The sequence below is a fragment of the Flagellimonas algarum genome, from assembly GCF_040513375.1.
In the GTDB taxonomy this organism is placed as follows: domain Bacteria; phylum Bacteroidota; class Bacteroidia; order Flavobacteriales; family Flavobacteriaceae; genus Flagellimonas_B; species Flagellimonas_B algarum.
This window is the reverse complement of record NZ_JBEVTG010000005.1, coordinates 19,987-32,181: the sequence shown is the minus strand read 5'-3', so window position 1 is coordinate 32,181 and position 12,195 is coordinate 19,987. Positions and strand designations below refer to the sequence as shown.

Sequence of the window (12,195 nt, the reverse complement as noted above, 5' to 3'; positions counted from 1 at the left end):
AGTTAGTCTTGATCAGCGACGGAAATTCCTTTTTCCGCAAAGTTTTTGAAATCCTGCGCGTATTTCATCGATTGCTTTTTGAACGCTCCCGGCATCAAAAAGGCCATGGCCTTCATCCCAAAGGAAGCGAATTGGAATTCACAATCCGATTTCCACGTGGTCTTTGTCTTTTCGTCGTTTTCGATGAAATAATTGCGTTGGATGTTATGTACGCCCTTGGTGTCGTAAGTAGCATGGAACTCTTCAGGGAAATTCCGTTTAATGATCGTTTCGACCATTTCCATTTCACGTTTGCCCATTTTGAAACGCATATTGGTTCGGGCACCTTCGGTACCGGCCTCTCCTGATAACAGTTCAGCATCAAGTAACCCCCGCATCCAATGCTTCATATGGTCTTGATTGTCAAGTTTCTTGATCACCTCGTCCCGGGGGAGGTCGATTTCGATCGATACCGAGTATTTCATGTCAGTTGGTTTGGTTAATAGAGTACTAATATATTGATTTTGAAGCCTACTAAAAATCTGTTAAGCTAAGTTAGGGTACTTGCATGGGGTGCAGTAATTGTTATTTTTGCCGAATGCTTTTCTTTCGGCGCGATACCATTAAAGGCTTTCTTTGTCTTTTGCTCCTAGGTTCCGTTGGTGCCTGCGAGTATTTCAAGAAATCGGATACTACCGGGGTTCCCTTGGCGCGGGTTGGTGACGCTTATTTGTACAAAGCCGATATCGCTCCTTTTATCACCGATGACATGACCGCTCAAGACAGCGCGACTTTTGTTGTCGGTTACATCAACAATTGGGCTTCGAAACAGCTCTTGTTGTCAAAGTCAAAAATCAATCTACCCGAAGATAAATTGAAGGAATTCGACCGATTGGTCACTGATTATCGTGCAGATCTCTATACCCGGGCCTATGTCGAGGCCTTGGTGCAGCAAGATGCCGATACAGCGGTCAGCGCTTCGCAACTGGGCAGGTTTTACGAGGCCCAGAAGGAAAACTTCAAGTTAAGTGAAAAGGTAGTGCAACTCCGATTCGTGGTCTTACCCAATTCGTTTTTGGATAAGGAAACGGTCGTCCAAAAAATGCGGGCGTTCGAAGCGGCCGACAAACAATATTTGGACTCCATTGCCGTACAATTCAACAAAATACACCTGAACGATTCGATTTGGGTGAGCGCGGCACGGGTTTTGAATGAAATACCGGCACTCTCCTATGAAAACGAGGAACGATACCTAAAGAAATCACAATTCTTTGAACTTCAGGACTCTTTAGGGGTATATTTGGGCAAGGTGACCGACGTGCTCGAAGTGAACGATGTCGCCCCATTGTCCTACATTACGCCTGACATCAAACAAATCATCCTCAATAGGAGAAGGCAAGATAAAATTCGACAATTGGAAACGGAAATCATAGATGAAGCCACTAAGAATAATGAATTTGAGATTTATGGAAAAGAGAATTAAACTTTCTATCGCACTGGTCTGTGCCCTTGTGGTATCGGGCTTTGCCCAGGATGTTGCCGTTAGTGACTCGGTCAGTACCGCAAAAAGGGTCAAACTTGATGGTGTGGCCGCGGTCATCGGGGATTATGTCATTTTGGACTCCGATATCGAAAAAACCCTAATCGATCTTCAGAGCCAAGGGGCCTCGACCGAAGATATCACCCACTGCCAGTTATTGGGCAAACTCATGGAAGACCGTCTTTATGCGCATCAAGCCGTACAAGATAGCTTGTTGGTATCCGACGATCAGGTCAATGCCACCAGTGATCGCCAAATCCAGCAATTGGTTTCACAGATAGGGAGCATTGAGAAAATGCTTAAATACTACAAGAAGGCCGATTTGGAAAGTTTTAGGGCCGAGCTGTTCGAAATCAACAAATTGCGGATGCTTTCCGAAAAAATGCAGGCCAAGATCGTTGAAGGAATCGAAGTCACCCCTGAAGAGGTACGCCAGTTCTTTTATCGGATCCCTGAAAACGAACGGCCCGTCTTCGGTGCGGAACTCGAGATTTCACAAATCGTTAAACAACCGGTACCCTCAGAAGAAGAGAAACTTCGGGTGGTCAACCGCTTGCAACAAATCAAGCAGGATGTAGAAGAAAACGATGCGAGTTTCAATGTAAAAGCCATATTGTATTCCCAAGATCCCGGTTCAAAATCGAAAGGTGGGTTCTATAGCATGACAAGGCAGACGCCTTTCGTAAAAGAGTTCAAGGATGTAGCCTTCAGCCTGCAAGAAGGTGAGGTTTCCGATCCCTTTGAAACCCAATTCGGTTACCACATCATCAAAATCGAGAAAATCCGCGGTCAGGAAGTTGATTTGCGGCATATTTTGATTATTCCTGAAATTTCCGATCAGGAAATGGAAGAAGCCGTCAAAGAATTGGACTCCATCCGTCAACATGTCTTGGATGGGAAATATGATTTCGCCGAAGCGGCAAGGAATTTCTCGGATGAGAAGGAAACCAAATTCGATGGCGGACTTTTAAGGAATCCGGTGAACTTTGACTCCAAGTTCGAGCTGACCAAAATGGATCCCGCGCTCTACAATCAGGTAAGGAACCTGAAGGACGGCGAAATATCAAGACCCTTGAAGGAAGACGATCCCCGTGGAGGTGCTCCTAAATTCAAGATCATGAAGATTTCGAACCGTTACGACGAGCATCAGGCCGATTTTGCGAAAGACTATCTCAAGATCCAAGAATTGGCGCTTCGTGAAAAACAGTTCAAAGAAGTTCAGAAGTGGATGGCCGATAAGATCGAGGATACGTATATCCAGGTCGATGATGAGAACAAAGCTTGTGATTTTTCGAACAATTGGCTTAAACAATAGCGGATGTCTGATGTTGAAGCCGTAAAGCGGCTGGTTGGGAAACACCAGGCGTTGAAAAGTGAAATCGCCAAAGTCATTGTCGGTCAGGAGTCGGTCATCGAACAAATCCTGTTATCGATTTATACAGGCGGTCACTCTTTATTGATTGGGGTTCCCGGCCTGGCAAAAACCTTAATGGTCAATACCATTGCCCAGACCTTAGGGCTCGATTTCAAACGAATCCAGTTTACTCCCGATCTCATGCCCAGCGACATCCTTGGTAGTGAGATTTTGGACCAGGATCGAAACTTCAAGTTCATTAAAGGCCCGGTATTCGCCAATATCATTCTGGCGGATGAGATTAACCGAACCCCGCCGAAAACCCAAGCGGCTTTGCTGGAAGCCATGCAAGAACGGGCGGTAACCGTGGCCGGTCATCGGTATAAACTCGAACTGCCCTATTTCGTTTTGGCAACCCAGAACCCTATCGAACAAGAAGGCACCTATCCATTGCCAGAGGCCCAGTTGGATCGATTTATGTTCGCCATCCGTTTGGAATACCCGTCGATCGAAGAAGAGATCGAAGTGGTCAAGTCGACCACCTCCGACCGTTCAACGATTTTGAACACCCTTTTTAGTGCCGATGGGATCAATGAGGTGCAACAATTGATACGTCGGATACCCATTCCCGACAATGTGGTCGACTTTACGGTACGTATGGTCAACCGTTCGAGACCCAACTTGGATACATCCCCTGATTTCGTCAAAAATTATGTCGATTGGGGTGCCGGACCCAGGGCTTCCCAAAACCTGGTTTTGGCCGCAAAGGCCCATGCCGCCATCAACGGAAAGTTCGCTCCCGACATCGAAGATGTCAAAGCGGTCGCCAAAGGTATTTTGCGCCATAGGATCTTAAAAAATTACAAGGCCGAAGCCGAAGGGATTTCCGAAGATGATATCATCGATGTTTTGATGGGGTAGAATCGTTCTATTTTCGCCCAGTTGCCATATTTCGCTTGAATTTTTACCCACTTGTTTCGTATTTTTGGGGAATTCATAAACGTTAAAAAGTATTGTATGGCATTCGACATTGATATGATCAAGGCGGTGTATTCCAGAATGGCCGAACGCGTTGACAAAGCGCGCGAGCTCGTTGGAAGACCCTTGACCCTGGCAGAGAAAATCTTATACTCCCATTTGTGGGACGGAACCCCGGGCCAGGTATTCGCCAGAGGTAAAAACTATGTCGATTTCGCACCCGACCGGGTGGCTTGCCAAGACGCGACCGCGCAAATGGCCTTATTACAGTTCATGCATGCCGGTAAACCCAAAGTGGCCGTGCCGACCACCGTCCATTGTGATCACTTGATCCAGGCCAAAGTCGGGGCTAGTGCCGATTTGAAACGGGCGAATGAAACCAGCAACGAAGTTTTCGATTTCTTGGAATCGGTTTCCAATAAATACGGAATCGGATTTTGGAAACCCGGTGCGGGTATCATCCATCAAGTCGTTTTGGAGAACTATGCCTTTCCAGGTGGGATGATGATCGGAACCGATTCGCATACTGTGAATGCCGGAGGGCTAGGTATGGTGGCTATTGGAGTAGGAGGGGCCGATGCGGTAGATGTTATGGCCGGAATGCCATGGGAACTCAAATTCCCCAAACTGATCGGTGTCAAATTGACCGGGACCCTTTCAGGATGGACCGCTCCGAAGGATGTTATTTTGAAAGTAGCCGATATCCTCACTGTTAAGGGAGGCACGGGAGCCATTGTGGAATACTTCGGTGAAGGGGCGACCTCCATGTCTTGTACCGGAAAAGGAACCATCTGTAATATGGGTGCTGAGGTCGGTGCCACCACTTCGACTTTCGGATATGATGAATCGATGGATCGCTACCTCAGGGCCACTGATCGTGCCGATGTTGCCGACGCTGCCTTGGAAATCAAGGATTACCTGACCGCGGATCCCGAGGCTTATGCCGATCCGGAATCCTATTTCGATCAGGTCATTGAAATCGACCTGAATACTTTGGAACCCCATTTAAACGGACCTTTTACACCCGATTTGGCTACTCCGATCTCAAAGATGACCGAAGCTGCCAAAGCGAACGATTGGCCGTTGAACGTAGAAGTGGGCCTCATCGGATCGTGCACCAACAGCTCCTATGAAGATATTTCAAGGGCAGCTTCCTTAGCCAAACAAGTTGCAGAAAAAAATCTAAAGACCAAATCGAATTTTACGATTACCCCTGGGTCTGAACAGGTACGCTATACCATTGAACGTGATGGCTTTATCGATACCTTCAATAGCATCGGGGCTACTGTTTTCGCCAATGCATGCGGACCATGTATCGGGATGTGGGACCGTTATGGTGACAAGGCGGCCGACGGACCGAGGAACACCATCGTGCATTCGTTCAATCGAAACTTCGCGAAGCGCGCTGATGGAAACCCGAATACCCTTGCCTTTGTTGGTTCTCCTGAATTGGTGACCGCTATCGCCATTGCTGGGCGGTTGGATTTCAATCCCGTGACCGATAAACTCATCAACGAAGATGGCGAAGAGGTCGTTTTGGATGAACCAAGGGGGTACGAGTTGCCGCCCGAAGGTTTTGCCGTTGAAGACGCTGGTTTCATAGCTCCCATGGAAGACGGAAGCGGGGTCCAAGTCGTCGTTTCACCGACCTCCGAACGCTTGCAGTTGCTCGAACCTTTCGTTCCGATGCGTGTCGAAGAGTTATCGGGAGTCAAATTATTGATCAAAGCCTTTGGCAAATGTACCACCGACCATATTTCGATGGCGGGACCATGGTTGCGCTATCGCGGCCATTTGGATAATATCGCCAACAATACCTTGATCGGTGCGGTGAATGCCTATAATAAACAGACCAATTTCGTTAAGAACCAATTGACCGGTGAATATGGAGCCGTACCCGATACCCAAAGGGCCTATAAAGCCGCAGGTATTCGATCTATCGTCATTGGTGATCACAACTACGGTGAAGGTTCTTCTCGCGAACATGCCGCTATGCAGCCCCGTCATTTGGGGGTCGCGGCCGTTTTGGTCAAATCTTTCGCTAGGATCCACGAAACCAATTTGAAAAAGCAAGGGATGCTCGGCTTGACCTTTGCCGATGAGAACGATTACGATTTGATTCAAGAAGACGATACGTTCAACTTTGTGGATATCGCCGATTTCGCTCCGGGCAAACCGTTGACCATAGAAGTCGTCCATAGTGATGGTTCTACCGATACGATCATTGCCAACCATTCGTATAATGCTTCCCAAATCGAATGGTTCAATGAAGGTTCGGCCTTGAACCTGATCAAAAAGGAAAACGCATAACACAATCTACCAAGGCCCCGACAAGGGGCCTTGGTTTTTTTACCCCCCTAGTACCCATGAAAGTCAAAAAAAAGACCGTTCTCAATATCCTATTGATTTTGTTCATTCTTTCTTTTTTCGTGACCCCGTTGGGCTACTATGGCAAACTCTTATTGAACCGTCTTTTCGCTTTCGCCCCCAAACCGATCGAGGCGAGTGCCCGAGAAACAATCCCTGACTACGATTGGGAATTGAAAGATGCGGATTGGAACTTTTTCAATTTCAATCGATCGAAGGGCAAGGTCGTGTTCATAAATTTCTGGGCCTCTTGGCGCTTGCCTTCCGAAGCGGAGTTGAGTGGTATCCAAGAACTGTATGATCGCTATAAGGGGCAAGTGGATTTTTACATCATTACGGATGAGACCCAAGAACCGGTAGAGGCCTTTATGGAGAAGCACGAATTCGATTTTCCGGTGACCTATCTTATCATCGGTGGTCGCGCTCCACTAGCGATTGAAGAACCGCCCTATTCCTATTTGCTCGATAAGGAAGGCAATATCGTAGTGCGAAAAGATGGCATAGCCGACTGGGGATCCAGTAAGGTATATCGACTGATCGACGACCTATTACAAAACTAACGTCATGAAACCCAACAAAGGGCAACTTTCCAATCTCATTTGGATTGCCGTGATTCTCTTGATCGTTTTCACCCCTGTGGGTTTTCATGTCAAGGTATTCGCGAATCGAATCTTGTCTTTTGCTCCCAAAGCGACATTGGAGAACGAACGTGTTTTGGATTCATACGATTGGCGATTGATGAACCAACAGGGTAAAATGGAAACCTTGGAGGCTTACCGGGGTCAAGTGCTGGTCATCAATTTCTGGGCAAGCTGGTGCCCACCATGTGTGGCGGAAATGCCCAGTTTGGTCGAACTTCATGAAACCTTTGGTGACCAGGTGGTTTTTCTTTTCGTTGCCAAAGACAACCCGGTTAAAGTAAAACAATACCTCGAAAAAGAAGGGTTCCGGATTCCTTTGTATTATTCGGCTACCCCGATTCCAGCACCCCTTTCCTCAAGTAGTCTCCCTACGACCTATATCATCGATCGTCATGGCAGGATCGCAGTAGAAAAGGTAGGCGCTGCAAACTGGAATGCCGATACGGTGCATGAGCTGCTTACGGCACTCATCGATGATCAAGAAATCGGAAAGCAATAAAAATAGCCAAAGAAAAGCAGTTGTGCCGCGTAGAGGTTCCATGCCAAAAGCTGGTTGCCAGGTGCTAATTTGACTTGACGATGCGTCAGATGTAAAAGCGCCCCGATAACGAACCATGCCAAATAATTACGTAAAGGAACCCCGCCCTCAAAGGCCCAAAAATCAAAGGCAGGGGCACTTTTTTCCATAAGGAGGTCAAGTCCCACCATCAAGAGCGCCCCCAAAACGATTTTCAAAATCAGGTTGTTTGTTATCCGTTCGGTCATGGTGGCGGTAATGAATACCAACAAGGCCCAATATGAACCTATCAACAAAGGGACCCCACCCCATTTCGGACCAAGATTCGCACCATAGCTATAGCTTCCGAAGAATAGCCCGTAATTCACACCAAGCCACTCCGCGACCATTCCGACTGTGAAGAAGAGCAAGAAAAACATGACTTTTTTGATGGAGTCGATTTTGTGGAACATCCCGAAAATAATCAGACTGATCAATAAGTTCAGCGGGGTTTGCCCGATGAACCATTCCGCGTCCCCATAGGCAATACCGAGAATTCCGGAAATATGGAAGATCCAAATCGCCGCAACGGCCAAACCGATATGTAAGGATTGTCGCTTACCCATGATCGGCCTGAATGAGGTCACTGGTTATTTTTGCCGAGTAAAGACAGAGTGGAATGCCACCACCTGGATGAACGGACCCACCACAGAAGTACAATCCTCTGATATGACGTGAAAAATTCGGTTGTCGAAGGAAGGCCGCGAATTTCGAATTGCTCGCTGCCCCGTACAATGCCCCCTGGTAAGAGCCGGTTTGCTTTTCGATCCCTATAGGGTCGAGTACCGATTCGTATTCGATGAGGGGTGCGATCGGTTCGCCTAAAAGGCGTTCCATTTTTTCCAAAATTCGTCGCTTGACCTTGGGGATCAAGGTTTCCCAATCCTGGCCTTCATTGGCAGGAGTATTGACCATAACAAACCAGTTCTCTTTTTGACTAGGGGCATCGTCAGGTGCTGTCTTACACGTCACATTGACATAAATGGTCGGGTCGACAGGAACTTCCGCTTTATTAAAAATACTTTCGAACTCGCCGTCGTAATCTTCGGAAAAAAGGATGTTGTGATGATCTAAAAGTTCAAAAGACTTGGCAACTCCCCAATAGAAAATGATCGCCGCGCTGGATCGCTGTTGTTTCAAGCGGAACTCTGGGGCTTTTAGTCCCGGCAAGAGCCGTCTGAAGGTCGGATACACGTCCATATTGGAGACGACGATGTCGGCCTGTACCTTTTCTGTAGCCGTTTTTATACCGCGAACTTCTTTTCGCGAGGTATGGATGCGGGTCACCGGTTGTTCAAACTGGAATTCAACACCCAACTCTTTGGCAAGCCGGACCAAGGAATTCGTGATTTCGACCATACCACCCTTTGGAAAGTACGTACCCTGGCCCAACTCCAATTGGGGAATCATCGACATGATTCCGGGAGTCTTAAAGGGCGACGAACCATTGTAGGTGGCGTATCGATCGAACAACTGCACGAGTTTGGGGTTTGAAAAATGCTTTTCGTTCAGGCGATGAAGTGTTTTGAAAATGTCCATCCGACCCATTCGCATCAGTGCTTTAAAGGTGTCGAAGCCCAAATAAGTCTTGGCCCTATGTAAAGATCTCTCCAAGAACAAGGGTGAAGTCAATCGGAGCTTCAAGGCACTCGAATCAAGGTAGCGGTCTATATTTTTAGTGGCCTCCCCAAAAGTTTCCGAGGCGGCCTTTACAAAAGCATCCTTGGCCGAAGGGGCTTTGAAAGCCGTGCCGTCTTCCCAGTAATAGGTACAGGAAGCATCCAGTTTGTCGTAATTGAAGTAATCCCTAGGGTCTTTATCACTTCGCTCGAACAGTTCGTCGACCAGATGGGGAAGCGTGAAAAGTGATGGCCCAAGGTCGAAGCGAAATCCGTTGACCTGTTTTGACCGAAGCTTTCCTCCGGGGGAATCGTTCGATTCAAAAACGGAAACTTCATAACCAGCTTGTCGCAAGCGAATGGAAGTTGCGATTCCGGCTATGCCCGAACCGATAATAACGGCTTTCGGCATTATTTTTTGAAGTACTTGAAAGGAACGACCAACATACCGAAGCATTCGCCATGATCCTTGCCCAAGTGCTTGTGGTGGATCTTATGGGCCCGTCTCACGCCCCTTGCATACCAATTGTTGGCATTTCGAAACAGTTTGAACCGCTGGTGGATGAAAATATCGTGAACGAAGAAATACGCGATGCCATAGGCCAAAATCCCAAAGCCCAAGGGAAAACCATACCAAAAATCGGTTTCGGCACCCAGATAAAAACAACTCATACTGACGACGGCATAAAAAATGAAGAAGGCGTCGTTTCGTTCGAACCATGAATCATGATCTTTTCGGTGATGGTCTTTATGAAGGCTCCATAGGAAACCGTGCATCACATATTTGTGGGTAAACCACGCCATGAATTCCATTGTCGAAAAAGTCCCTAAGAAAATGATGATCCAGAGAAATGTTTTCATTGGTCAGACCAGTTGCAATTTGTAATTGACATATGATTTCGCCAAAAGTCCGAATTTTTGGTAATTCGGCACCCGGATCCGGGTGTTTTTTATTTCCAAAGGTGGGGTATTCTGCAGCTTTTGTAGCAGCTTGTAGTAATATTTATAAGCCGTATATACCCCGAACTTCGCCTCTTCCGGCAATTTTTGGATACCGGCATAACCCATTTCGAAATCGGCTTTGATCTCATCAACGATCCGACGCTTCGACGCTTCGTCCAATTCCATGAGATTGGTATTGGGAAAATAGGAGCGTTCCAAGTCTTCAAAATCGGCTTTTAAATCCCTCAGGAAGTTTACTTTTTGAAAAGCGGACCCCAAGGCCATTGCAGAATGTTTAAGGGCTTCATAGCGCTCCATATCGCCGTTGACGAAAACGCAAAGACACATAAGGCCTACGACATCGGCTGAACCATAGATATATTCCTTGTATTCAGCGGTGGTTTGGTATTGCTTCTTGACCAAATCCATACGCATGCTCTTCATAAACGCACGCACCAACTCGATCGGAATGTCGTATTTATGAAAGGTATGTTGAAAGGAATTCAAAATGGGGTTCAAGCTGATTTTTTCATCAAGCGCGAGTTGAAGGTCCTTTTCGAAAGCTTCGAACAAGCGGGCCTTGTCATAGTCGTGAAAGGTATCGACGATTTCATCGGCGAAGCGAACGAAACCATAGATGTTGTAAATGTCGGCACGGATGGAGGTGCCCAACATCTTGGTGGCCAGCGCGAATGAAGTACTGTACGATTGGGTTACGATCTTGCTGCAATCGTAAGAAACGGTATCGAATATCGCTTTCATTGTTTGGTGTTTTTGGTGATCAGTTCGGCGACCAGTTTCCCTGAAATAAGTGATGGAGGTACTCCAGGGCCGGGAACGGTCAGTTGCCCGGTAAAAAATAGGTTCTTGACTTTACCACTTTTCAGGCCTGGCCGCAAGAAGGCGGTTTGCGACAAGGTGTTGGCCATCCCATAGGCATTGCCTTTATACGAGTTGTACTCCTTGATAAAGTCGTTGACACAGAAGCTCTCTTTAAATATAATATTTTTTCGGACGTCTTGCCCGATGCGTTTCTCCAACCGATCGATAATAATGTCGAAATATTGCTGTCTTAAAGCTTCGGTATCTTCTAGGCCCGGAGCTACCGGAATCAGAAAGAAACCGGCTTCTTGACCGTGTGGAGCCATTTTGGAATCGGTAACCGATGGAAAATTGGCATAGAACAAGGGTTCCGAAGGCCAAGTTGGCGTATCATAGATTTCTTGGGCATGCCTGTCGAAGTCGGTATCGAAGAACAGATTGTGGTGCTCGACGCGGTCTATTTTCTTGTCAAAACCTACATAAAACAATAAAGAAGAGGGGGCAAAAGTCTTTTTATCCCAATAGGCCTCTGAATATTGCCGGTATTTTTTTTCCAACAAGGTCTCGGAGTGATGGTAATCGGCCCCACTGATGACCTTATCGAAACGGTAGTGCTTCCCATTGGTCTTTAGACCGGTGACCGTTCCGGCCTCAACGGTAATACCGTCAACCGGACTTTCCAAATGAAAGACCACACCAAGTTCGAGTGCCAACTGGTGCATGGCCTTGATGATTTCATACATCCCACCCTCGGGGTGCCAAGTACCCAGGCCGAAATCGGCAAAGTTCATAAAACTGTAAAAGGATGGGGTCTTGCTCGGTTTCGCCCCAAGGAACAATACCGGGAATTCGAGGGTCGATATCAATTTTGGGTTGGTGAATTTCTTTCGAACCTCTTGGCTGATGGTCTTGAAAAACTGGTCGACCCGCAATACGGTGTCCTTGGTCACCAATTCCAATGGTGACAATCCTGGTTTCAAGACGATTTTGTTGATGGCGATGTCGTAATTTTCCCGTGCCTTACCGATAAAGGTCCGAAGGTGTTTTGAACTTCCGGTTTCAATGCGTTCGAATTCCGCACAGATTTTGTCCATACAATCACCGATCGTCATTTCATCGTCTTCAAAGAATATCTTGTAGGCCGGACTAAGCTTTTGAAGCTTGTAATAGTCGGCGGTCTTCTTTCCGAAATCATTGAAAAACTTTTCGAAGATATCCGGCATCCAATACCAACTGGGGCCGATGTCAAAAGTGAAGCCTTCTTTTTTCAATTGTCGCGCACGACCGCCAACGGTAGCGTTTTTCTCGAAAACATTCACTTCGAAACCTGCCTTCGCAAGGTGACAGGCCGCTGAAAGCGACGAAAAACCAGACCCTATGATGCCAATTTTCCCCAC

The 12,195-nt window shown here is 47.0% G+C and carries 12 protein-coding genes; 6 read left to right on the top strand and 6 right to left on the bottom strand.

Features of this window, described 5'->3' with window-relative positions; all coding sequences use genetic code 11:
• Positions 1–2: 2 nt before the first annotated feature.
• A complete protein-coding gene (locus ABV409_RS16245; protein ID WP_353878680.1) occupies positions 3–464 on the bottom strand; it encodes an SRPBCC family protein in 462 nt (153 codons plus the stop codon).
• Between the two features lie 113 nt (positions 465–577).
• Between ABV409_RS16245 and ABV409_RS16240 the strand changes: the two genes are divergently transcribed.
• The 6 genes from ABV409_RS16240 to ABV409_RS16215 all read left to right on the top strand — a co-directional run bounded on the left by ABV409_RS16240 (position 578) and on the right by ABV409_RS16215 (position 7,358).
• Positions 578–1,462 (top strand): peptidyl-prolyl cis-trans isomerase, encoded by an 885-nt coding sequence (locus ABV409_RS16240; protein WP_353878679.1) that lies wholly within the window; start codon positions 578–580, stop codon positions 1,460–1,462.
• The gene (locus ABV409_RS16235; RefSeq protein WP_353878678.1) at positions 1,446–2,834 is read left to right on the top strand and encodes a peptidylprolyl isomerase; all 1,389 of its coding nucleotides are present in this window, start codon (positions 1,446–1,448) and stop codon (positions 2,832–2,834) included. The genes ABV409_RS16240 and ABV409_RS16235 overlap by 17 nt, the downstream gene beginning before the upstream one ends.
• Positions 2,835–2,837: 3 nt before the next feature.
• Positions 2,838–3,794, top strand: coding sequence for an AAA family ATPase (locus ABV409_RS16230; RefSeq protein WP_353878677.1), 957 nt, complete (start codon positions 2,838–2,840; stop codon positions 3,792–3,794).
• Between the two features lie 96 nt (positions 3,795–3,890).
• Positions 3,891–6,161 (top strand): aconitate hydratase, encoded by a 2,271-nt coding sequence (locus ABV409_RS16225; protein WP_353878676.1) that lies wholly within the window; start codon positions 3,891–3,893, stop codon positions 6,159–6,161.
• A gap of 56 nt (positions 6,162–6,217) precedes the next feature.
• Positions 6,218–6,778, top strand: a complete 561-nt coding sequence (locus ABV409_RS16220) for a TlpA family protein disulfide reductase (protein WP_353878675.1) — start codon at positions 6,218–6,220, stop codon at positions 6,776–6,778.
• Positions 6,779–6,782: 4 nt separating this feature from the next.
• Positions 6,783–7,358, top strand: a complete 576-nt coding sequence (locus ABV409_RS16215) for a TlpA family protein disulfide reductase (protein WP_353878674.1) — start codon at positions 6,783–6,785, stop codon at positions 7,356–7,358.
• Here ABV409_RS16215 and ABV409_RS16210 read toward each other — a convergent pair.
• Genes ABV409_RS16210 through ABV409_RS16190 form a run of 5 tightly spaced genes read right to left on the bottom strand, consistent with a single transcriptional unit; the run spans position 7,337 to position 12,195 of the window.
• Positions 7,337–7,981 carry a carotenoid biosynthesis protein gene (locus ABV409_RS16210; protein ID WP_353878673.1) on the bottom strand — a complete coding sequence of 215 codons (645 nt, stop codon included), beginning with the start codon at positions 7,979–7,981 and terminating at the stop codon, positions 7,337–7,339. The genes ABV409_RS16215 and ABV409_RS16210 overlap by 22 nt on opposite strands.
• Positions 7,974–9,446, bottom strand: a complete 1,473-nt coding sequence (crtD, locus tag ABV409_RS16205; RefSeq protein WP_353878672.1) for a 1-hydroxycarotenoid 3,4-desaturase CrtD — start codon at positions 9,444–9,446, stop codon at positions 7,974–7,976. Before crtD ends, ABV409_RS16210 begins: the two co-directional genes overlap by 8 nt.
• Positions 9,446–9,895, bottom strand: coding sequence for a sterol desaturase family protein (locus ABV409_RS16200; RefSeq protein ID WP_353878671.1), 450 nt, complete (start codon positions 9,893–9,895; stop codon positions 9,446–9,448). The genes crtD and ABV409_RS16200 overlap by 1 nt, the downstream gene beginning before the upstream one ends.
• A gap of 3 nt (positions 9,896–9,898) precedes the next feature.
• Positions 9,899–10,738, bottom strand: coding sequence for a phytoene/squalene synthase family protein (locus ABV409_RS16195; RefSeq protein WP_353878670.1), 840 nt, complete (start codon positions 10,736–10,738; stop codon positions 9,899–9,901).
• Complete coding sequence (locus ABV409_RS16190) at positions 10,735–12,195, bottom strand: phytoene desaturase family protein (protein ID WP_353878669.1); 1,461 nt, start codon at positions 12,193–12,195, stop codon at positions 10,735–10,737. The genes ABV409_RS16195 and ABV409_RS16190 overlap by 4 nt, the downstream gene beginning before the upstream one ends.